Raw genomic sequence first — 20,378 nt, 5'->3', positions numbered from 1 at the left:
GTCGATACTTTCGCCGTCTTCTTCGTTGCTGTCTTTCTCTTCGCCATTACATCCCCTGTTGACTTAAGAGTTTTTCGAGTCGCACCAAGTCTTCGGGAGTATCCACCCCGAGACTGGCTTCCTTGACTCTGATTACTTTAATTTTTGCACCTAAATACAAAGCTCTGAGTTGCTCCAGGCTCTCTGCTTTCTCGATGAGAGCCGGGGGCGCTTCACAGAACTCTTTTAAAAACTTTTTCGAATAGGCATACATGCCAATATGCTTAAAGCACCCTTCATAGGTGCCCATCTCTGAAGCTTTGCTGCGCGAATACGGAATCGCGTAACGACTGAAATACAAAGCTTCATCTTTGTGGTTCATCACCACCTTCACGGCATTAGGAGATTGCAGTTCTTCTTCGCTGATGGGATGGGCAAGAGTCGCCATATCCATCGTAGGTTCATTGACAAATACTTGTGCAAGACGATCAATCAACTCGCCAGTTACCAAAGGCTCATCGCCTTGAATATTTACAACAACGTCACAGGCAATGTCTTTGATAGCGGCGTGGATACGATCACTTCCCGTTGGAAGCTCGCTGGCAGTCATCACCACTTTAGCACCCACGGCTTCCGCGGCGGCTTTGATTCTTTCGTCATCGGTAGCAACGATCAGATCGTTGAGAAGACGGGACTTCTTCGCGCCCTCAATCGTCCACTGAATCAGGGGACGACCTTTCAGATTCACCAGCGGTTTTCCAGGAAAACGAGTTGAACCATAACGAGCGGGAATCACTCCAACTATCTTCATACCTTCACCCAATTTTCAAACATGTATTCTTCAACTTCGTCTTGACCTGTTTTCTTTAACGAAGACACGGGGTAGACAGCGCTCAATCCCGAAGTCTTTTTAACCTTGGCTACAGCCTGCAACATCTGGCTGCGAGAAAGTTTATCGGCCTTAGTCAAAACAACAGCCATCGGGAAACCACGACGATCCGAAAACTCCTTAAGAAGCTCTTCATCTGCCGTCCATTCGCGACGAATATCCATAATCAAAAGCAACCCGCAAAGATTCTCGCGAGTCATCAAATATGTCTCAATCATCTGATGCCACTCCGTCATTTCATCGCCCGAACGAGCTGCGAATCCATAACCAGGCATATCCACCAACCAATAAGAATCTTCCATATTAAAGAAGTTCAAAAGACGGGTTTTTCCCGGAGTCGAACTGACTTTCGCGACTTTGTTTTTCGCAAGCGCATTGATGAAAGAAGACTTTCCGGCGTTGGAGCGTCCGGCGATGGCAACTTCAGCTTTTTTACTAACAGGGTAATCTTTCGCCAGAACGGCGCTTTTGATGAATTGAATCGTCTTAGGCATGATTTAAGGTACCAGAGCTCCCCCCTTTTCTCAATTCTGAGAAGCTAGTCCTTCAGCCAATAATAAGGTGAGTCGAAACCCGCGAGCCCCCGTTTAATTCGATTTAAACGAGGCAAGCCTCTTGAAATAGCGGGTTGCCATAACAGGAGGCATTTATGCAGCAACCCTACCTAAAATTTTTAAGCGAAAATACGAGAACTCTTCCCCTTACCGACTTTATGACCCTTGGAAAAGACACTCAATGTCAGCTTCAATTGGACACGACTGAGGTCTCCGACCGCCACGCCCGCATTGAAAAGAAAGACCATTCTTATCTCATCCGCGACCTCCGTTCTGCAGGAGGCACTTATGTTAACGACGCTCGCATTATGGAAGCCTATTTACAAGATGGCGATATCATTCGCGTCGGCAATCACGAAATGATTTTCCTAGAACAATCTGCTGAAGATGCTTTTCCGATGAAAAGCCGTAACGACGTTTGGAACCAAGAACTGCAATCCTTGGGGAACGTTGCAAAGACGGATTTTCCAGTTTTAATTCTAGGACCTTCGGGCACAGGTAAAGACGTGATCGCGCAGGCTCTGCATGAAACCAGTCATCGTGAGCGTGGTCCCTTTGTCAGCGTGAACTGCAGTGCCTTAAGTGAAACTTTGATTGAAAGTGAACTTTTCGGTCATATCAAAGGCAGCTTCACCGGTGCCATCAGTGATCGTAAAGGAGCGTTTGAAGCCGCTCGTGGCGGAACGTTGTTCCTCGATGAAATCGGGGACCTATCTTACAGCCTGCAAGCTAAACTTTTGCGAGCTTTAGAGAACAACGAAATCCGTCCCGTGGGCGCGGATCGCAATGTGAAGACGGATGTGCGCATTGTTGCAGCCACTCATCAAAACCTCAGCGAGAAAATCAAAGAAGGTTCTTTCCGTTCGGATCTCTATTTCCGTTTGAACGTGATTACAATTTCGCCTCCGGCTTTGACTTATCGTATGGAGGATTTTGAAGAACTTCTTTATAACTTCGCTCGTAAATTGAAAGTGCGTTTTTCTTTCGGCGCTATCGCCCGTTTGAAAAAGCATCCATGGCCAGGAAATATTCGTGAATTAAAAAATCTGGTCAGCCGTGCGGCGGCTCTTTATCCCCGCGAGCAAATTTTGGAAACACATATTGAAAAACTCCTGGATAAAACTCTTTTGAAAACAGAAGAGCGAGTTGTGAATGACATTCCGGTGATCAAAGAGATTGAAAAACAGATGATCATCAAAAGACTCACGGCCAATCGAGGCAATCAACGAAGAACGGCTCAAGATCTAGGAATGCCTAAGAGCACCCTGCACGACCGCTTGAAATACTACAACATCGATATTGAGAGTTTTAAAATTTAATAAAATAGAGGCGTTCAACAGCCGTTACGGCTTGATGATCGCGGTTTTGATGAAGACGCGGCGGACGTAACCCTTAGTTAAAACTTTATTCACTTCTTTGCGTAATTTATCGCAAAGAAGTTGTTTTCCCTCCCCTGAGGAAACCTGATCGAATGTCATCTCTTCGATCGTCCTTAGGAAAAGATCTTCCATTTCCGGTTCGCGGTCTTTGATTTCGACAACGACTTCAGAGGCCGTGCCTTCCACGTAAAACTCGAAAGCACCCATGGGATTGGGACCCGATTCGGAAGAGCGACGTAAGTTCACCATCATCTTTTTCATCAAAAGAATATTTTGTGAAGTGCGAGTGGATTCAAAAAAAGACTCGATCTCTGTCTTAGGATCGTATTGATATTTTTGCTGAGACCAATCAGCCATGGAACCAATAAAGAGTTCCTCTTCGTGCGGCAGAAGTCCCTTCGTGCCCATCTTGTAAAGAACAAAGCCCACAGCACCCGTTACCAAAACCAAACCGACAAAAGCGATCTTTTTCGCGCGATTGAAAGACTTAAAAGTCTCCATCGTTTCACCAAGGCTCACTTTGGTTTTAATGGCCTGATGTTTTCCCCACGTCAGCAAAAGTGGACCGGCGTTTTTTACGCGGTAAATGGCTTGCTCTTTCCACTTTGCCCAGCTTAAGCGCATCATTGTGCGCTTCATTTTTATTTTATAAGAAATGTGCGGCAAGAACGGGAAGATTTTAACAAGCTTCTGGCGGCGCCCGGGAGTTTCTTTCCATAACTTGATTTCATCAGCCAGAGTGTATTCCAACTCTAAGCCTTCGTTATAGATCTCGACATTGGCGGCGTCATCAGGGCCGATTTCGGTGAGGGATTTTGAGAACTCCGGGTCCGCGTCAGCAATGATGGAATCTAGAGACTCTAACGAAAGAATATCTTCGGCCTCTCCTTCCGGAGTTCCGTCCTTATTTTCTTCCTCTACTTTGGTCGTACTTTCGTTGTCTACCAAGCTGGTCTCCCAAGACGATTGTAAGAAAAGAACCAAATACGTCGCAAGAACAATTTATAAACGAGACTCCATCGGCTAGGATGAATTGTTAGGAGAATTTGATGAAAGCCCTTTTCCCCTCAGTTTTGGTTGTTTTATCGGCATTAGGATGCGCTCAATTTCAAAGATCTGCTGGAAGCGGTTACAACGAAGGCCTTCCCTATGTGGAGCAAAACCCTCGAAATAACGGTTATGACCGTGAAACTCGTCAAACTGCGTACGAGTTGGGAAAAGATCCGAGTTCTCTCACCTCCGATGACCTGCAGGAAATTCGTTCTCGTCAGCAATTACGTCAATTGGAGCGCACTTTAAGCTCTAAAAAAGAGCGCGAACAATATTCCAAAGTTTTACCCTGGCTTAAAAATGATGAAGAAAAAGTAAGCTTCTTGTCGATTCCTTCCATCGAAGGACGCCAGCAATGGATCAATCGCAATAATATCTGGTCAAGATCTCAAGCTCCGCAAGAAGAGATGAAAGATTTGATTGAAACCCAAGACATTGCCGTGGGAATGCCACAGGATTATGTTCGTCGCTCGTGGGGTGAGCCTTTGGGTGTCGAAGTTTCTGGAAATCCGATTTACAAAAATGAACGCTGGAAATACCAGCGCCAAGTTTCAACATCTCAAGGGTTCCGCAAAGAAACCCGCTATGTGTACTTTGAAGGTGGACGCGTCGTCGGCTGGGAAACAGAATAAGCCAACGAGAAATCAAGGAGGAAGGCGTACTGTCAGTACGCCGACGACGAAGCAACGCAGGTAAAAGGGATTTGGCGACGTCGACTAGTGGGCTTCGTCCCAGTTGTTGCCAATCGCGTAGTTCACTTTTAACGGAACTTTGAACTGCGCCACACTTTCCATGATCGTCACAAGTTCTTGCGTGTGTTTTTTCAAATTCTCTTCCGTGTCTTCAAAGATCAATTCGTCATGCACTTGTAAGAGCATGCGCACTGGCACTTTTTCATGAACTTCGATCATGGCCTTTTTCACCAAGTCACTGGCTGTTCCCTGAATAGGCGCATTGATCGCGGCACGCTCTCCGAACTTTTTAAGCATCATGTTTTTTGATTTCAATTCGTCGATATAGCGACGGCGCCCGAACAATGTCTCAACGTAACCTTGCTCGTGAGCCAGCTTGATAGTGCCTTCGATATAATCGCGCACATTTTTAAAGCGAGTGAAATAACGATCAATAATGTCTTTCGCTTCCCCTCTGGAAATTCCCAGATTCTCGGCCAGACCGAAAGCCCCTTGGCCGTAAGCAATACCGAAATTCACAGCTTTGGCGGAACGACGCAAATCTGCTGTCACTTTATCCAAAGACACTCCAAAAATTTCCGCCGCAGTCGCCGCATGGATGTCGAGATCTTCATTAAAGGCTTTGATCATGTTCGGATCTTCAGAAATGTGCGCCAGGATTCTCAACTCAATTTGCGAGTAATCCACTGAGAGCAACTTCATTCTTGGAGCCGCAATAAAGGCCTGGCGAACTTGCTGGCCTCTTTCTGTTCTGATCGGAATATTTTGCAGATTCGGATCTGTGCTTGAAAGACGGCCCGTCATAGTCAGAGCCTGATTGAAACGCGTATGCACGCGCTCATCCTTAGGACTGATCATCTGTGGCAAAGCATCCACATAAGTAGATTTAAGTTTTGAAAGTTCACGCCATTTTAAAACAAGTTTTGCAATTGGATGATCCAATTCAGTCAGAACATCTTCACCTGTCGAATAGCCCGTTTTTGTTTTTTTACCTGCCGGAAGTTTTAGTTTTTCAAAAAGAATCACGCCCAACTGCTTAGGACTTCCGACGTTAAAGGACTCCCCCGCCGCTTCGTGAATTTGTTTTTCTAAAACAGCGATTTCGGTTTGAAGTTCCGCACTTTGTTTTGCAAGAAGGTCCTTGTCGATACGAATTCCCCAGCGCTCCATCGCCAGAAGCACGCGTTCTAAAGGAAGTTCAAGTTCTTGATAAACCTTTTCGCCATGGATGGATTTAAGTTGGCCCGCCAATGTTGCCGCGAAATTGCGGTGAGCATTGTACAAAGCCGAAGGTGGCGCCAAGTCTGGCAAAGTATCTAGCATGTATTTGGTGTACATCTTGCCAAAGTCACTCGCATCGCCCGCTTTTAAAACATAAGCAGCCAATTGAGAGTCCCAACCCGCGATCGGAGTTTTTGCGCCGATTTTATGCCAGAAAGTTTTTAAATCAAAACCGCTCCAACGAATGTTGAACGTGTCTGTGAGTTTCCCCAAGTATTCAAAATCGGATACTTCCAAAAGTTCCGTTTCAGTTCCAACAAAAACGCCACGAGTGTCTGAAAATCCCCAGAGAACTTGGTTTTCTGCAAGGATCTCGGCAAGCTCTCTTGTTGTGACAGTTCTTTCTTTGAACTCGCGATCATCTTTGGCAATCACCAGTGTAGGTTGAATCTCGCCCTCGGAAATTCCTGGAGTGGGCATCTCCACCGTTTTCTTCACAGGAGCCGGAGTATCTGGCGTTGTCGTTCCGAAAAGGCTTTTTTCGAAAGACTTAAAGTTCAACTCATGCAAAAGGTCTCTGAGTTCTTCTGTATGCAGAGGTGTCAACTTGTAGCTGTTGTAGTCTTCGGACACGGGAACGTCTGTAGAGATCGTCACCAGCTTTTTCGACATAAAGGCATTGTCTTTAGAAGCAATCAGCTTTTCGCGAACACTTTTGCTTTCAACCTTATCGATATTTTCATAGATGTCTTCCAAGGTTTTAAATTGTTCTAGAAGTTTGATGGCCCCTTTTTCACCGATGCCTTTCACGCCAGGAACGTTATCAGAGGTGTCACCCACGATAGAAAGATAGTCGATAAATTGATCGGGACGCACTCCCCACTTTTCAAAAACACCTTGGGCATCGTAGCGCACGTCTTTCATGGTGTCGTAGAGCCACACATGGGGGCCAATCAACTGACCGAAGTCTTTATCACCACTGACGATGAAAACTTCCATGTCGTGATGCCGGCCCCACTTTGTCAGAGAGCCGATGATGTCGTCGGCCTCAAATCCTGACACTTCGTAAGAGGGAACTCCCAAAAGTTCGGCGATTTTTTTGATATAGGGAACTTGTTTGACCAAGTCTTCCGGCATTTCCGTGCGATGAGCTTTGTAAGCGTCGTAGAGATCTTTACGGAAAGAAGGCGCTTTGTTGTCGTAACAAAAGACGAGGTATTCCGGCTTCTCTTCTTTGAGAAGCTTGATCATCATGGATAGAAATCCGTAAATGGCATTAACAGGCAGACCTGATGGAGCCGTCAGAGAACGAATCGCGTAATACGCGCGGAAAAACATGGCACTGACGTCCACGAGATAGAGTTTTTTCATTTGAGTCTCCCAGAACAAAACCTATCTCTACCACCGGGAGCGCTTTGTTGTCGATTACTCTAAGTCCAGTTTGACGCGTGAAAATTCGATTTGTTCCAAGGCGTTTTTGTCGCACTCGCATTCAGCAGCGGGAGTGTATTTCACCTCGTCACAGCAGGCTTCGGCCTGACGAAGAATAAGCTCAAGTTCGTTTTTGATAGCGGCTTCAATTTTGGAAAGTCCTTCTTCCCAAGAGTCGATATCTTCCGAAGAACAATGAAGCCTGCGAGCGAGATCCGATTTGCTCCAACCCATACGAAGGCGAAGAGCGCGAAGAGCTTCTTTGTTCCAATCTAATGAATGATTCTCAACCATATAAACCCCTAGATTTACTCTATAAACTATCCGTTAATAGAGTCGAAATACTAGTTGTATTCTAACTGACAAGCACTCAATAACGCGATGAGCTATGGACTATTGTTCAGGGAAAACAAAGACTAAGTCGTGTTCTCCGGCCAGATCCAATTTATCGCGAGCCTGACGCTCAATAAATGCGGGATCTTTAGCCTGTTTAAGCTGTCCAGAAAGGGACGCAATGTTTTGATGGGTTTGCTGAATCTCTGCGTTAATTCTGTCCATATCGCGATGAAGGCCCCACAGCCTAAAAACATTTCCGTTCAAAACAATGGAAACCGCGAAAACTAAAAGACAGCACATCGCTACTTTTGCAGGATGATTTAAAAAACGACGAAGACCGACAGCAAACTGAGTGTACGACATAAATAAAGTCTAACTTTTCTTTTCCTTTGCTGGCTACGCGACGGAAGTCTGGATCACATCGGAATGGTAACTTTACCAACTGACTCGCGTGAGAGGAAATAAGAAGAGCAGGAGATTTTTATGAATCTTCCCCCTCGCCCCAGACATGTAAAATTCACCGGCGATGAAATTTCGCAGTCGCAGAACAACATCAGCGACTCCGAGTTTCAAACCGAACTGTCAGAATATCAGACGGAACTCTCTGACAGTCGCACTCATATGGCTAACGAAAGAACACACCTCTCATACCTGAGAACCGGCGTTTCATTTATCAGTTTGGGAATCACCCTGAACCGTTTTAGCGTCTACCTTTTACAAAGCGAAAAGACCGGCACCAACGACAGCGGTGCCGTCCTTCACGATGCCAAGAATGTCGGGATCGGCATGGTGATCTTAGGAAGTCTGTTGTTAATTTGGTCGGTGTATCACTTTTTACGCAGAATTAAAGAGATTGAGACTTCAAAATTCAAACCCGCAAAGTGGTCTATCCTTTTTTTTACTTTTGCCGTAATCGTTATTGGCGTTCTTTCCACCATCTGGCTAACTAGCGGAAAATAAACCCATTTACTCAATATAGATAAAATCTATAATTGTTATATATTATATCAATTCGATTTATAAAGGAAAATAGCCGATCTTACTCATATCCCAGGAGGTGGGTTATGAGGAAATGGGCAGATTATATGCAAACGGCTTCCGTCGAACATGAGGCCTTTGATTTTGCTCGACAAGGAAATATTCAAGGCCTGCTTTTCTACCTGGCTCAAGGAGGAGATCCCAACCTCAAGAATCACAAAGGTCATTCACTTTTGATGTTGGCCTCTTATAACGGTCACGTTCTTTTGGTTCCCCAATTGCTACGTCACGGAGCTGACGTGAACTCTCGCGACAATAGCGGAAGCACGATTCTGATGGGTGTCGCCTTCAAAGGGCACGAAGAAATCGCCCGCCTTCTTTTGGCGGCCGGCGCAGACCTAGAAGCAAAAAACAACAATCAGCAAACGGCAACGATGTATGCAGAAGCTTTTGGTCGTGAAAACTTGGTTCGCTTATTCGCAGAATTCTCACCAACTGGGAATGCTCGCAGCCCCAAAGCTTTCCGCCGTCTCAAAGCCCTCTTTCAATTAATTAAATCGCCTTTTAAAGGAGAACTACAACATGAGCACTAAAACATTAACAACCTCTGCAGGTATTCCTGTCCCAGAAAATCAACATTCACAAACTGCCGGACCTCGCGGCCCTGTTTTGATTCAAGACTATCACTTGATTGAAAAGATCGCGCACTTTAATCGCGAAAGAATTCCTGAGCGCGTGGTGCATGCTAAAGGCTCTGGAGCTTACGGCACTTTCACCGTCACACACGACATCACTCGCTTCACAAAAGCGTCGGTGTTTTCGAAGATTGGCAAAAAGACGGACGTCTTCCTGCGTTTCTCTACCGTGGCGGGCGAAAAAGGTTCGGCAGATACAGAGCGAGATCCCCGCGGGTTCGCATTGAAATTTTATACAGAGGAAGGAAACTGGGACCTTGTCGGCAATAATACGCCCGTGTTTTTTGAACGCGATCCTCTCAAATTCCCGGATTTTATTCACTCACAAAAAAGGGACCCACAAACAGGGTATAAAAACCCTTTCCGCATGTGGGACTATTGGTCGAAGGCCCCTGAGGCTTTACACCAAATCACAATCCTTTTTAGTGATCGTGGAATTCCCGATGGCTATCGTTTTATGAATGGTTATGGCAGTCACACCTTTAGCTTCATCAATGCCAATAACGAACGCGTGTGGGTGAAATTCCATTTTAAAACTCTGCAAGGAATTAAAAACCTCAGTGTTGAAAAGGCCACAGAACTTGCTGGGAAAGATCCAGACTATGCAGGTCGTGATCTCTTTGAAGCCATTGAAAGAAAAGAATTTCCTCGTTGGGCCTTGAAAGTGCAAATCATGACGGAACGCCAAGCCGAGCAGCCTTCGTTTGATCCTTTTGATCTCACAAAGGTATGGCCTCATCAGGATTTTCCTTTGATTGATGTCGGCGTTTTGGAACTGAACCGCAATCCTGAAAATTATTTTGCGGAAGTGGAACAAGCGGCCTTTTCTCCAAGCAACGTGCCTCCCGGCATTGGATTTTCACCGGACAAAATGCTGCAAGGGCGTCTTTTTGCTTATCCGGATGCGCATCGCTATCGTCTGGGTGTGAATTATCAAGCTCTTCCCGTAAATCGCCCGCAATCAGCGGTGAATAATTATCATCGCGATGGCAGTATGCGCTTTGATGGCAATAGCGGTCGTCAGGATAACTATGAGCCCAATGGATTTAACGGGCCCGTTCAAGATGCGCGCTTGCGCGAACCGCCTTTGGCTTTAAGTGGTGCCGTCGACCGCTATGACTCCCACAAAGACAATGATGACTTTACCCAAGCCGGAAATCTTTATCGCCTTCTTTCTGAAGCAGAGCGGGATCGCTTGACCAGCAATATTGCCGGAACGATGAAAGGTTTGCCGGCGGAGCTTCAATTGAAAAATATCAATCATTTCGCGAAATGTGACGCTGACTACGGCGCCCGCATTAAAGCAAAATTGGGTCTGAACTCTTAGGAGTTCGGCCCCTTCTCCCTGACACAACCTTACACAGAACAAACTTGAACAAAGATCTCGGCGCGAGCATAACTGCCAAACCTTAAAAACCGGGAGATTCTTATGAAGGCATTGGCATAAGTAATTTTACTTACAGTTTATTTGAAGAAAGAAAGGAGTCTTTTTAAGACTCCTTTTTATTTTTTAGTGAGCCACCACTTGCGTTGTATCAAGAACCTTGCAAGTCTTTGCATTTGCAATCGTCAACCATGCACCAGCATCGTTACCAAATGAAAACGCCAATGTGTCTTTGCGCTCTAGAAGGCTTTCGATCAAAGTGTATTCTTCTTCAGTCACTTCGAAATCACCATTTCTAAGCTGCTCCAAAAGGACTGCTTTATCTTCAGGATTCGCCGACGACTCACTTGCCAAACCCTCTTCTTGTTTTTCCACGGCTTTCTGACAACGAACCGCTGGTTTTGCAGCAAAAGCCATTGAAGAAATCATCAAACTCATCATAACTACGATCATCTTTTTCATATGTACGTCCTTTAAATTCTTAGATTTTGTATTAATCTTGCCGGCATAAAGTACGGAATTTCTAAACATTTAAAAATAGATATTTTTTGATTTTTATTATCATTATACTGATATATATGAAAAAACCTCCTCTCTATCTTATTGGTTCCTTTTTGGCTTTCTGCGACTCTAAAAATATGACAGAGGCCGCTCAGACCCTGGGCCTTTCCCAACCGGCACTCACCGCCCATTTAAAATCATTGGAAGAGTACTTTCCCCAGGATGTTTTCGAAATGGAAGGTAGGAAAAAAGTACTCACCCCTTTTGGTCAAGAGCTGCGCGATATTCTGAGTGCCCGTTTTGGCTCCCTGGATGCTGAAATCAAATCTCTTAATGAAAACTATCAGTCCTCCGAAAAAACATTGTTAAGAATTGCCGGAAGAGCGGAGATCCTTGGTGTGATGGCTCCTCAGGTGAAATTCCCCGGGACTTTGATTTATATTGACGTCGATGGCGAGACCGCCGTGCATGGGCTGATTGAAAGACGTTTTGATCTGGCCATTTCAAATCATCTGAGATCCACACACGGCCTTCATGGGAAAAAACTTTTCTCGGATCGCTGGCATCTGGTTTATCCACGCAAGTGGGCTCCGGATGTGTCGCACATTTCCCAGAGCCTTTTTCAATCTTTGAAAGATCGTCCGTATTTGTCCTACAAAGAAACGGATCCTTTCTTGGAACCTCTTTTAAAACACTACAAGGTCCAAGAACTGATCCCCATCAGTCGCAGTCTTAGCAACTGGCAGGTGCTTCTTTCCATGGTAGAGATGAACCAAGGATGGACCGTTGCCCCAACCAGCTATATTCCCGACTCAAATAAGGTGGTCTCTCTCCCCGTTTCTACATCGGTGATTCCAGAAACGGAGTTCTTCTGTCTTTACCGAAAAGAAACCGCCAGCCGAATGTGGTTCCCCGAACTTTTTACGGAACTAAAAAAGGTCCGCACATGAGCGCATACAAACATGCGCGCACTTTGTAGTTTAAACTTCAGGATTTAGTATAAAATCATTTGAAGCACTGTTATTCCTGCCGCCACAAATCACACAGGAGGAAACATGCGTTTCTTGATTTTGTTATCTTTGCTTTTAGGTTCTTCATTGTCTCTGGCCCGAAACGTGAAAGTGGATGCTCCCGTAGATTCAAAATACTACTGTGGCCCAGATAAAAACACTGTCGTGCGCGAGCTCTTGTTCCCTGAAGTTCGCCTTCAGATTACTAAAACAGATGTTACGAAAGTTGTTCTTGCGGTACTAGCAGGAAACTGTGAGTTCGGAAAAATCGCTCCCATTTATTCTGACGATTTCTCCAGAGCCTTTGTAACTGATCTGGATTTTTCCCCCAGCAATGCGGTTGCGACAACGCCACAAGTATATCGTCTTGATGATTACACTCATCAGGTTACTTTGTACTTCAACAATAACGCTATTTATGGTTCGGCCAACCGTCGTTTTCTTTTGCGACTTCCGACGTATAATGGTGAATACGAAATGTATGTGATCTTTGACCAAGAGGGAAAAGTTCACGTTCAAATGAAGTAAGACTTTTCAGTCTGGTGAAAAAAGAGAAGGCGATCTATTTGAGATCGCCTTTTTTAAAATTCATTGCGCTGATAGAGACTAGCGGAAAGCCGCTTTATCCCAATACATACCCATACCGCCCAAGTCTTCTTCGATGCGAAGAAGTTGGTTGTATTTCGCAGTACGCTCACCACGGCACAAGCTGCCTGTTTTGATTTGATGGCAGTTCAAAGCCACTGCCAAATCCGCGATCGTCACGTCTTCTGTTTCGCCAGAGCGATGAGACATGATTGTGCGGTATTTGTTTCTTTGCGCCAAGTTCACGGCTTCAAACGTTTCTGTCAAAGTTCCGATTTGGTTTACTTTCACAAGAAGCGCGTTTCCGGCTTTTCTTTCAAGCCCCATGCGCAAACGTTTTGGATTTGTTACGAAAAGATCGTCACCGATCAATTGCACAGTGGAACCCAACTCTGCTGTTGCCTTCACCCATGAATCCCAGTCGTCTTCAGAGAAACCGTCTTCGATAGAAACCAAAGGATATTTCTCAGACCAAGACTTGTAGATGCCCAAAAGTTCAGAAGCAGAAATATGGCCACCTTGCCACTCGTACTTACCGTCTTTGTACATTTCAGTCGCTGCCACATCGAGAGCCAAGAACACGTTTTGACCTGGATCGTATCCAGCATCCACAATCGCACTCATCAAAAGATCCAAGGCTTCTTGGTTTGATCCCAATTTAGGAGCAAAGCCGCCTTCGTCACCCACGCCCGTTGAAAGACCTTTTTTGTTCAAGATTTTTTTCAAAGTGTGGAAGATTTCCGCACCGGCGCGAAGAGATTCTGCATAAGAGTTGTTTACAGTTGGAACGATCATGAATTCTTGAATATCAAGACCGTTGTCAGCATGAGCACCACCGTTCAATACGTTCATCAATGGAACCGGCAAGCGGCAAGCTTGAGATCCACCCACGTAACGATACAGGGGAAGATTGCTGTCAGCAGCTGCGGCTTTTGCCACCGCCAAAGACACACCCAGGATGGCATTCGCGCCCAAGTTTGATTTATTTTCAGTGCCATCGATCTCGCGCAGGATTTTGTCGATGTAAACTTGCTCAGTCACTTGAAGGCCCAAGATCTCTGGAGCAATTTTCTCACGAACGTTATCTACCGCTTTAAAAACACCTTTACCCAAGTAACGGTTTTTATCCCCATCGCGAAGCTCACAAGCTTCGTGGGCTCCCGTAGAAGCTCCTGATGGAACTGCGGCACGGCCCATATTGCCTTCCGCTGTTGTTACTTCAACCTCAACCGTTGGATTTCCACGGCTGTCCAAGATTTCACGAGATACGACGCTGACGATTTCAGACATGAGGGGTTCCTTCTTTCTTGTTCTCGGTGTTTTTATTATTTACTTTTTTAACTAGTTCCATACTTTCAAAGACCGTGCGCGGATATTGGGTTTTCACATGTTCCCAATCCACACGTCTCATGGCCTCTTTCACGGCCGGAGTCATCTTCCCTTGAGCAACCAACATCGTGATCAACTGTTGCGCGCGCACCATGTAGTCGTGCATGCGGGCCAGGTTCTGATTCAGAACATAAGCCGGAGACTCACTATCAAAACTTAAATGCGACAAAGAACCCTCGTGAGGAAGAAGCGAAGGTTTTTTATTCAGCTCCGTCTCTAGTTCCACGTTCGTCGAAGCTTTGAGTTTTTGCTTTTCAAAGTCGCGGATTTTTTCTTCCAAATCACCGACATACTTTTGCAAATCTTCGCGCTCACGCTGCGTGCTTTGCAGATCTTCAATCAGACTTTGGAAAAGAGCCGGACTGACTTGATGACCGACATTTTCGTTTTCACTAAAGATCGTATTTTGCTGTGTCGACCAATTCAACTTGATCGTAATACCTTGCCAGTCACACATCGCAGGAGGTTGTCCTACGTAGACAGGCAACGACTCAAACGCCGCTTTCAAATACGTCGTCACCAACGGATATTGTTCCGCCGGCAGAGGCAGATCAAACGAAATACTTGTTTCATCACGACGAAGATTTTCAATCGGCGGTTTTGGCGAAATGAAATACGAAAGGAACTGCTCCGGCTGATTGAAGATCTCTTGCGGCCGAGGCATCATGCGCAGAACACTATCGAGCACACCCCACGAGCGAAGTGTCGGCCCATCGTGACCTGCCCGCTGCAAAATATTTCCATCGCGCTTGAGCGGAAGACGCAAAGTGAGTTGTAAGAAGTCCTCCATGTCCGGAGCACTGATCCAATACGACGGGTCTCTAAGCAACTCCACCGGGAGATGGGTCTGCTCATAAAGAGGTGTTAGGTCTTCACCCTGTTCCTCTAAGATATTCAAGACTGCGTTTGAGATTTTACAACTAAAGTGCACGAAGCAGTCTTAGCGTAATTTCCCTCTGCAATAAACACCCAAAAAGGTGCCAGGGGATTTTTTACGTCTACGCTGCGTCATCTTGACGACGCGGTGTAGACGTAAAAAATTCCCTGGCACCTTTTTTTAGGCGGCTTGGGGTTTATTGAACTTGGATTTTGGGAATGGGAGGTTGTTGTCGATGATTTCGTCCATAAACAGCGGGACGTTCCCTGTGGATTGGAGTTTTCCTTCCAGGGTTCCGTCGGGACGGCGTGTTAGACGTGACATTTCGAAGATCGGAACGACGTTGTATGAACCATCTGCATTAAATCCGCGTATTTCGCTGATGTGAGAGATGCGTCGAGATCCGTCTGAAAAACGTGAGACTTGGATTATAATTTCAATAGCGGACACGACTTGAGAGCGCAAGGCCTTCTCACTGATCTTCGCATCACCACCTTGAGCCAAGGCTTCCAAACGCACGATCGCATCTTCCGGCGTGTTCGCATGCACGGTTCCCATACAACCTTTGTGACCCGTATTCATGGCATTCAAAAGTTCCATGGCTTCACTCGAACGAACCTCACCCACGATGATACGGTCCGGACGCAAACGCAGAGCGCTCTTTAAAAGATCTTTGATCGACACTTCGCCTTTACCCAATTGATCGGCTTGGCGAGTTTCAAACATCACAACGTGTTCGTAATCCACTTGCAACTCTGAAGAGTCCTCGATCACCATCACACGCTGTCCTTTTGGGATGCGCGTGCAAAGAAGTGAAAGCAAAGTTGTTTTACCTGAACCCGTACCACCAGAGACGATGATGTTTTTTCCCAGGAACATGCAGATGTCCAGGAATCTTGCACCATCTTCGGTGATCGCACCAAACTTGATGTAGTCGGCAAAAGTGATTTTGTTATTTGTAAATTTACGAATGGAAAGTGTCGTCCCTTTACGTGACATCGGCGGGATCACGGCCGCAATACGCGAACCATCAGGAAGACGCGCATCGAGTCTTGGCGATTCGTCGTCAATACGACGGCCCACACTTTGCGCGATACTGTTCACAGCCGCGCGCAAGTCATCTTCAGAGGGAAAAGATTCAGGAACTCTTTCGAGCTTCCCTTTTCTTTCGACAAAAATTTCTTTGTGTCCGTTGACGAGAATTTCGGAGACACCCTTGTCGTCCAGGTACTTCAAAACAGGACCTAGATTCTGCTGAATGGTCTGTTTGAAAACGTCTGAATTAGACATGGGCGCAGTTCTCCAAATTAGTTAGAAGCAGGTTTTCTGTCAGTGCTTCCTACATCAGAGTAAATGATGAATTTTCCCTGCACGGCCGTTTCCGGGCATTGGTAAGAAAAAATTCCGTCTGTTTTAGGAGTCACGTAAAAAGTTTTTTGCTCTCCGAAGACCGTGTTGTGGTGCTCAGAAAAAGCGTCCAGCACGAAGCTTGTATTCTTTTCTTTGCCATTCACATTTACAACATGGATGCGGTAGCTATTGCCTTTTTTAAGGCGAACCGTATCGGGAACAAAACCCTTATCGGTATTCATGATGACGATGTCTTGAGTCGGCTCTACCGCTTCAAACACCTTGCTCAAAATAGTTGCTGATTGATCTTCTTGAATGCTCGCAGGCAGACGATCTTCGTTCTTCACACGGTTGAAGTCCACTTGACGACGGGAAAAATCGACTTCAAAAGCCTGAACCGACGGAGCAACAAGAAGAAGCAATAAAGCAATCTTAGTGCAACTCTGTACGATCTTGGAATTCGCAGAACTCACGCGCAACCTCCATAGCGATATAATTCACGGATCTCGGATCCATCATGTGGAGCTTTTGGATTAAAAGGTCTTTGTTTCCTTTGCATGCGTTGATCATTTGAAACGCATCGCTGACGATTTGCGGTTGGGACATCATCTCTTTAGTTACCTCTGCCCAATCCAATTTCAAAACAGGGTCAATCGCACCCACTGAATAGAGTGCATCAAACACTATTTGTAAATCGCCTTGAAGAAACATCGAATCCTCCTAATTGCTCTTTCCTGATTTCTCAGGTGGGGCATCCAGCCCACTCCATGTTGTTTTTATCGGTAGGAGTTCACTAGAACTTGAGTCAATTTGAGGCGATTTTCAGAGACTTGAGGAGATCTATCGTTTGACGCTAGTCGAGAGTCGAAAAGGACCCTCGACCAGTCCGGTCGAGGGCAAAAAATGCCGATTGAGGGAATTATTGAGCAGATTCTGCCGAACTTTCAGACGATGTTTCGACAGCAGATGTTTCCGTTGCAGGCTTTTCATTGCTTTGAATCAGGATTTTTTCTGCGATTTGCGATGGCGATCCTGTGTCCTTCATCATGCGCAGTTTTCTTTCATTCGAGGCTTCTTTAGACACTTCGATCTTTGCGTCACGAATGCGTTCAACAATCTTCCTCTCAAAACCGTCGGTTTTAAGATACGGTTTGATCTCTGCCATCAAATTTTCCAAGAAGATGACGTAGGTCACTTGTACAACCGGTTTAAAAGCCCGAGGATTTTTCAGGGCGTTGATGGCTTCGTCAGTTAATTGACTGATCGTTTTTTCCCAGGACTCCAATTCATCTAAACTGCTACGCAACGGGGCGACAATTTTTTCAATCATGTCATCATCGTTCGGGCGTGAGTACACAGCTTGAAGTGCTTCTTTCAACGGCACTGCTTTTCCACTCCCCGATTTTTTCGATTCTTTGACTTTCTCACTGACCATTTTATTCATCTGATCGAGGTCCTTGAGTGCCAATTGTGAGTAGTTAAATAACAAACCTGCTTGGGCTTGCATGCAAAATACAAAAGTGAACATTGTTAAAAGGAAATTTGCTTTTTTCATAAACATAAGTTTAAAGACCTGACAGAGTGATACAAGGCCAGAATCAGCCAGACTTAGGCCTGGGATTTTTTCCTTCCCTCTAAACTAAAAATATTGTCAAATAAAAGGGCTCAAAACTTTAAATCATCCATCTCGGAGGAAACATTGAAAGCACTTAAGTTTTTTGGAATCAGCATGTTGGCACTCACTCTAGTGAATTGTGCTCCTTCAGCAAAACAACTCAAAGAAGCGATTGAAAAAGATCCAAGCATCGTTTTCGTTGCTATCGAAAAAGACCCTGAAGCATTTATCGAAGTGGTGAACAAAGCCGCTCAAAACGCTCAACGTAAAGCTCAAGAAAAAGCCGTTGCCGAAGAAGGTAAAAAGCGTGACGAAGAATTCGCGAAACCTTTGACAGCTGCTGTTGAAGAAGGCCGCGTTATCTTTGGCCCTAAAGACGCAAAAATCACGATTATTGAATACTCTGACTTCGAGTGCCCATACTGCTCTAAAGGTCATGCAACTATTGATGAAGTTATGAAGGCTTACCCTAAAGATGTACGCGTTGTGTACAAACATCTTCCTTTGGATTTCCATCCAATGGCGATGCCTGCGGCAAGATACTTCGAAGCGATTGCTATGCAAGACCATGCAAAAGCTGAAAAGTTCTACAACTTGGTATTTGAAAACCAAGGCGACCTTCGCAGCAAAAAAGAAGCTTTCTTGAAAGAGACTGCTAAAAAAGTAGGCGCTGACGTTAAAAAAGTTGAAAAAGACCTTAACAACGAAGCTATCACTAAACGTATCGAAGCTGACATGGCTGAAGCTCGTAAATTCGACTTCTCTGGAACACCTGGTTTCTTGATCAACGGTGTTTCTCTTCGTGGTGCGTATCCGTTCTCTGAATTCAAGGAAATCATCGAACGTCACCTTAAAGAAGGTAAATAAGAAGTTTCTTAATAGAGACGAATTAAAGAAGCCCTCAGTATAAAAACTGGGGGCTTTTTATTTTGTATGGGCCGAGAATTTATTTTACTCAGTTGGTGAAGTCAGATTAGAGTGAGGTTATCAACCTTATGACAAAGGACCAGCTATGAGCGCGCACGCAAAATCACTCATTCTAAAAGCTCAAGATGATCTTGATCTCGCAAAAAAGCACATCGGCGATGAAAAACAGCATGAACTTGTTGGGTATAATTTGGCCCAAGCCACTGAGAAATTTTTGAAGGCTCTTTGCGATATGCGCGGCCTTCAATATCCAGAAGATGACCACGATTTGGATGCTTTGATGTCTACTTTGGAAGAGCATAACTTCGCGGCCATTTCATCTCATGCGGATGTGATTGAACTGACTCCATATAATGCGACAAACGCCCACATTCATGAAGATGAGCGTTTGGATATGGAAGAGTATTTTGGTTACGTTGAAAACTTGAAGAAACTCGTGGGCGAACAGCTCCGCCTTTTATAATCCCCGCAATTAATATTTCAGTAAAATACGACTGGGACTGATGCCCGTCGCCACAGGAGAGTTCGTGGATTTCACAAGCTCTCCTGTGAAAGTCACCGAATACTGTTGCACAAAATCAGTCACGTAATCCAGAACGTAAGCCGACTGACCTTTTCCCGCGACCGCCAAAGTTTCAGGTGCATCTCCTGCCGCAACAATAGACTGAGCCGTTAAACGACCGCTGGATTGAATAGTAAATGGCGAGATCGTGCCCTCCCCTGAATTCGTCACGTACAAATGAGCTCCTGACACGGTCATTCCCTGTGGACTGCTCCCGGTTTTTACAACTTCTAACGATGTCAAAGCGCCGTCTTGGGCAATCGAGAACACTTCCACTTCCTCCGTGTAGCAACTAAGAACATAGATAAATTCACCCGCCGTCGTTTTAGCTGTTCCCAAAGGTCCCGAAGGACATCCTGAAGAAATCACCGTCGCGGGAGTGAGGGGATTTAAAGCGCCATCAGCAGCAACTGAGAATTGCGAAATCGTCGTATCGACATTGATCGCGTAAGCAAAATTTCCCGAAGGAGAAAATGTAAGACCGATCGGCCCTATTGCTTGCGCTTGAGTGTCGACAAGACTCAGCTCTCCGTTTGCGCCAATAGCGTATCGAGCGATGCTCTCCCCTTGCGAGTTTACAGAATAAATAAAAAGACCATCTGAAGAAAGAACCAAACTCTCTGGCATCATTCCAGTAGCAACGGGAGTTCCAATTTCTGTGAGTCCGCCATCAGCACCGATTGCATATTGAGAAATAGTGTCTGCTCCCATATTTGCTACATAGAGGTGACTTTGAGACTCATCCATCACCATGGCACTTGGGAAACTGCCCGTAGAAACCTTTGGCGTCGAAAGCGGAATAAGTTCACCAGAACTCCCGATACTGTACTGACTTACAGTATCGTCCCCTTTATTTAAAACATAGGCAAACTTCGCTTTGGCAGGTTGAGGACGAGAGGAGGAACCGCCGCTGCATCCAACAAGAACTCCGAGACCTAAAAGAATGATGATGATTTTTTTCATAAAATATCCCC

At 45.4% G+C, this 20,378-nt stretch carries 23 protein-coding genes; 9 read left to right on the top strand and 14 right to left on the bottom strand.

From position 1 onward, the window contains the following. Positions 1 to 46 precede the first annotated feature (46 nt). Positions 47 to 790: a 3-deoxy-manno-octulosonate cytidylyltransferase gene (kdsB, locus tag ACL934_RS04315; protein ID WP_374078063.1), complete on the bottom strand. Its 744-nt coding sequence runs from the start codon at positions 788 to 790 to the stop codon at positions 47 to 49. Then, complete coding sequence (gene yihA, locus ACL934_RS04310) at positions 787 to 1,362, bottom strand: ribosome biogenesis GTP-binding protein YihA/YsxC (RefSeq protein ID WP_374078062.1); 576 nt, start codon at positions 1,360 to 1,362, stop codon at positions 787 to 789. The genes kdsB and yihA overlap by 4 nt, the downstream gene beginning before the upstream one ends. A gap of 155 nt (positions 1,363 to 1,517) precedes the next feature. Between yihA and ACL934_RS04305 the strand changes: the two genes are divergently transcribed. Further along, positions 1,518 to 2,741, top strand: a complete 1,224-nt coding sequence (locus ACL934_RS04305; protein ID WP_374078059.1) for a sigma 54-interacting transcriptional regulator — start codon at positions 1,518 to 1,520, stop codon at positions 2,739 to 2,741. Positions 2,742 to 2,765: 24 nt separating this feature from the next. On the opposite strand, the gene fliL is transcribed toward ACL934_RS04305, so the two are convergent. Further along, positions 2,766 to 3,749 carry a flagellar basal body-associated protein FliL gene (fliL, locus tag ACL934_RS04300; protein ID WP_374078057.1) on the bottom strand — a complete coding sequence of 328 codons (984 nt, stop codon included), beginning with the start codon at positions 3,747 to 3,749 and terminating at the stop codon, positions 2,766 to 2,768. A gap of 101 nt (positions 3,750 to 3,850) precedes the next feature. Between fliL and ACL934_RS04295 the strand changes: the two genes are divergently transcribed. Continuing rightward, positions 3,851 to 4,483, top strand: coding sequence for a hypothetical protein (locus ACL934_RS04295; RefSeq protein WP_374078055.1), 633 nt, complete (start codon positions 3,851 to 3,853; stop codon positions 4,481 to 4,483). A gap of 84 nt (positions 4,484 to 4,567) precedes the next feature. On the opposite strand, the gene polA is transcribed toward ACL934_RS04295, so the two are convergent. The 3 genes from polA to ACL934_RS04280 form a co-directional block, all read right to left on the bottom strand. After that, a complete protein-coding gene (gene polA, locus ACL934_RS04290; protein ID WP_374078052.1) occupies positions 4,568 to 7,135 on the bottom strand; it encodes a DNA polymerase I in 2,568 nt (855 codons plus the stop codon). Between the two features lie 54 nt (positions 7,136 to 7,189). Continuing rightward, positions 7,190 to 7,489, bottom strand: coding sequence for a helix-turn-helix domain-containing protein (locus tag ACL934_RS04285; RefSeq protein WP_374078050.1), 300 nt, complete (start codon positions 7,487 to 7,489; stop codon positions 7,190 to 7,192). Positions 7,490 to 7,588: 99 nt separating this feature from the next. After that, positions 7,589 to 7,894 (bottom strand): septum formation initiator family protein, encoded by a 306-nt coding sequence (locus tag ACL934_RS04280; RefSeq protein ID WP_374078048.1) that lies wholly within the window; start codon positions 7,892 to 7,894, stop codon positions 7,589 to 7,591. A gap of 120 nt (positions 7,895 to 8,014) precedes the next feature. Here ACL934_RS04280 and ACL934_RS04275 point away from each other — a divergent pair, with 120 nt between their 5' ends. The 3 genes from ACL934_RS04275 to ACL934_RS04265 all read left to right on the top strand — a co-directional run bounded on the left by ACL934_RS04275 (position 8,015) and on the right by ACL934_RS04265 (position 10,531). Next, complete coding sequence (locus ACL934_RS04275) at positions 8,015 to 8,491, top strand: YidH family protein (protein WP_413613166.1); 477 nt, start codon at positions 8,015 to 8,017, stop codon at positions 8,489 to 8,491. A 104-nt stretch (positions 8,492 to 8,595) separates the two neighbouring features. Beyond that, positions 8,596 to 9,102, top strand: a complete 507-nt coding sequence (locus ACL934_RS04270) for an ankyrin repeat domain-containing protein (RefSeq protein WP_374078044.1) — start codon at positions 8,596 to 8,598, stop codon at positions 9,100 to 9,102. Further along, on the top strand, positions 9,092 to 10,531 hold the full coding sequence (locus tag ACL934_RS04265; RefSeq protein ID WP_413613165.1) for a catalase: 1,440 nt from the start codon (positions 9,092 to 9,094) through the stop codon (positions 10,529 to 10,531). The genes ACL934_RS04270 and ACL934_RS04265 overlap by 11 nt, the downstream gene beginning before the upstream one ends. Positions 10,532 to 10,714: 183 nt before the next feature. Here ACL934_RS04265 and ACL934_RS04260 read toward each other — a convergent pair whose 3' ends face one another. Further along, a complete protein-coding gene (locus ACL934_RS04260; RefSeq protein WP_374078040.1) occupies positions 10,715 to 11,050 on the bottom strand; it encodes a hypothetical protein in 336 nt (111 codons plus the stop codon). A 116-nt stretch (positions 11,051 to 11,166) separates the two neighbouring features. Between ACL934_RS04260 and ACL934_RS04255 the strand changes: the two genes are divergently transcribed. Further along, on the top strand, positions 11,167 to 12,039 hold the full coding sequence (locus tag ACL934_RS04255) for a LysR family transcriptional regulator (protein WP_374078037.1): 873 nt from the start codon (positions 11,167 to 11,169) through the stop codon (positions 12,037 to 12,039). Between the two features lie 105 nt (positions 12,040 to 12,144). After that, positions 12,145 to 12,627: a hypothetical protein gene (locus ACL934_RS04250; RefSeq protein WP_374078034.1), complete on the top strand. Its 483-nt coding sequence runs from the start codon at positions 12,145 to 12,147 to the stop codon at positions 12,625 to 12,627. A gap of 78 nt (positions 12,628 to 12,705) precedes the next feature. On the opposite strand, the gene eno is transcribed toward ACL934_RS04250, so the two are convergent. The 6 genes from eno to ACL934_RS04220 form a co-directional block, all read right to left on the bottom strand. Then, positions 12,706 to 13,974 (bottom strand): phosphopyruvate hydratase, encoded by a 1,269-nt coding sequence (eno, locus tag ACL934_RS04245; protein WP_374078032.1) that lies wholly within the window; start codon positions 13,972 to 13,974, stop codon positions 12,706 to 12,708. Continuing rightward, a complete protein-coding gene (locus ACL934_RS04240) occupies positions 13,967 to 14,908 on the bottom strand; it encodes a hypothetical protein (protein ID WP_374078029.1) in 942 nt (313 codons plus the stop codon). Before ACL934_RS04240 ends, eno begins: the two co-directional genes overlap by 8 nt. Positions 14,909 to 15,130: 222 nt before the next feature. Next, on the bottom strand, positions 15,131 to 16,240 hold the full coding sequence (locus ACL934_RS04235) for a CpaF family protein (RefSeq protein ID WP_413613164.1): 1,110 nt from the start codon (positions 16,238 to 16,240) through the stop codon (positions 15,131 to 15,133). Positions 16,241 to 16,257: 17 nt separating this feature from the next. Continuing rightward, positions 16,258 to 16,773, bottom strand: coding sequence for a cupredoxin domain-containing protein (locus ACL934_RS04230; protein WP_374078025.1), 516 nt, complete (start codon positions 16,771 to 16,773; stop codon positions 16,258 to 16,260). Continuing rightward, positions 16,733 to 17,011 carry a cytochrome gene (locus tag ACL934_RS04225; RefSeq protein WP_340590396.1) on the bottom strand — a complete coding sequence of 93 codons (279 nt, stop codon included), beginning with the start codon at positions 17,009 to 17,011 and terminating at the stop codon, positions 16,733 to 16,735. The genes ACL934_RS04230 and ACL934_RS04225 overlap by 41 nt, the downstream gene beginning before the upstream one ends. Positions 17,012 to 17,219: 208 nt before the next feature. After that, positions 17,220 to 17,855 carry a hypothetical protein gene (locus tag ACL934_RS04220; protein WP_374078023.1) on the bottom strand — a complete coding sequence of 212 codons (636 nt, stop codon included), beginning with the start codon at positions 17,853 to 17,855 and terminating at the stop codon, positions 17,220 to 17,222. A gap of 144 nt (positions 17,856 to 17,999) precedes the next feature. On the opposite strand from ACL934_RS04220, the gene ACL934_RS04215 reads away from it, so the two are divergent. Then, on the top strand, positions 18,000 to 18,782 hold the full coding sequence (locus tag ACL934_RS04215) for a DsbA family protein (RefSeq protein ID WP_374078021.1): 783 nt from the start codon (positions 18,000 to 18,002) through the stop codon (positions 18,780 to 18,782). A 145-nt stretch (positions 18,783 to 18,927) separates the two neighbouring features. Beyond that, complete coding sequence (locus ACL934_RS04210; protein ID WP_374078019.1) at positions 18,928 to 19,305, top strand: HEPN domain-containing protein; 378 nt, start codon at positions 18,928 to 18,930, stop codon at positions 19,303 to 19,305. Between the two features lie 9 nt (positions 19,306 to 19,314). On the opposite strand, the gene ACL934_RS04205 is transcribed toward ACL934_RS04210, so the two are convergent. Beyond that, positions 19,315 to 20,367 (bottom strand): lactonase family protein, encoded by a 1,053-nt coding sequence (locus tag ACL934_RS04205; protein WP_374078016.1) that lies wholly within the window; start codon positions 20,365 to 20,367, stop codon positions 19,315 to 19,317. Positions 20,368 to 20,378 lie beyond the last annotated feature (11 nt).

The organism is Bdellovibrio sp. HCB-110, assembly GCF_047323225.1.
Lineage (GTDB): Bacteria > Bdellovibrionota > Bdellovibrionia > Bdellovibrionales > Bdellovibrionaceae > Bdellovibrio.
This window is presented reverse-complemented; position numbering and strand designations above follow the sequence as displayed.

Bases quoted from the DNA above. Each gene is read 5' to 3' on its own strand.
- ACL934_RS04280 (WP_374078048.1), bottom strand. From the start codon at position 7,894: ATGTCGTACACTCAGTTTGCTGTCGGTCTTCGTCGTTTTTTAAATCAT.
- ACL934_RS04225 (WP_340590396.1), bottom strand. From the start codon at position 17,011: ATGTTTCTTCAAGGCGATTTACAAATAGTGTTTGATGCACTCTATTCA.
- ACL934_RS04265 (WP_413613165.1), top strand. From the start codon at position 9,092: ATGAGCACTAAAACATTAACAACCTCTGCAGGTATTCCTGTCCCAGAA.
- ACL934_RS04220 (WP_374078023.1), bottom strand. From the start codon at position 17,855: ATGAAAAAAGCAAATTTCCTTTTAACAATGTTCACTTTTGTATTTTGC.
- ACL934_RS04235 (WP_413613164.1), bottom strand. From the start codon at position 16,240: ATGTCTAATTCAGACGTTTTCAAACAGACCATTCAGCAGAATCTAGGT.
- ACL934_RS04255 (WP_374078037.1), top strand. From the start codon at position 11,167: ATGAAAAAACCTCCTCTCTATCTTATTGGTTCCTTTTTGGCTTTCTGC.
- ACL934_RS04205 (WP_374078016.1), bottom strand. From the start codon at position 20,367: ATGAAAAAAATCATCATCATTCTTTTAGGTCTCGGAGTTCTTGTTGGA.
- ACL934_RS04285 (WP_374078050.1), bottom strand. From the start codon at position 7,489: ATGGTTGAGAATCATTCATTAGATTGGAACAAAGAAGCTCTTCGCGCT.
- ACL934_RS04270 (WP_374078044.1), top strand. From the start codon at position 8,596: ATGAGGAAATGGGCAGATTATATGCAAACGGCTTCCGTCGAACATGAG.
- ACL934_RS04260 (WP_374078040.1), bottom strand. From the start codon at position 11,050: ATGAAAAAGATGATCGTAGTTATGATGAGTTTGATGATTTCTTCAATG.
- yihA (WP_374078062.1), bottom strand. From the start codon at position 1,362: ATGCCTAAGACGATTCAATTCATCAAAAGCGCCGTTCTGGCGAAAGAT.
- ACL934_RS04305 (WP_374078059.1), top strand. From the start codon at position 1,518: ATGCAGCAACCCTACCTAAAATTTTTAAGCGAAAATACGAGAACTCTT.
- eno (WP_374078032.1), bottom strand. From the start codon at position 13,974: ATGTCTGAAATCGTCAGCGTCGTATCTCGTGAAATCTTGGACAGCCGT.
- kdsB (WP_374078063.1), bottom strand. From the start codon at position 790: ATGAAGATAGTTGGAGTGATTCCCGCTCGTTATGGTTCAACTCGTTTT.
- ACL934_RS04295 (WP_374078055.1), top strand. From the start codon at position 3,851: ATGAAAGCCCTTTTCCCCTCAGTTTTGGTTGTTTTATCGGCATTAGGA.
- ACL934_RS04275 (WP_413613166.1), top strand. From the start codon at position 8,015: ATGAATCTTCCCCCTCGCCCCAGACATGTAAAATTCACCGGCGATGAA.
- polA (WP_374078052.1), bottom strand. From the start codon at position 7,135: ATGAAAAAACTCTATCTCGTGGACGTCAGTGCCATGTTTTTCCGCGCG.
- ACL934_RS04210 (WP_374078019.1), top strand. From the start codon at position 18,928: ATGAGCGCGCACGCAAAATCACTCATTCTAAAAGCTCAAGATGATCTT.
- ACL934_RS04250 (WP_374078034.1), top strand. From the start codon at position 12,145: ATGCGTTTCTTGATTTTGTTATCTTTGCTTTTAGGTTCTTCATTGTCT.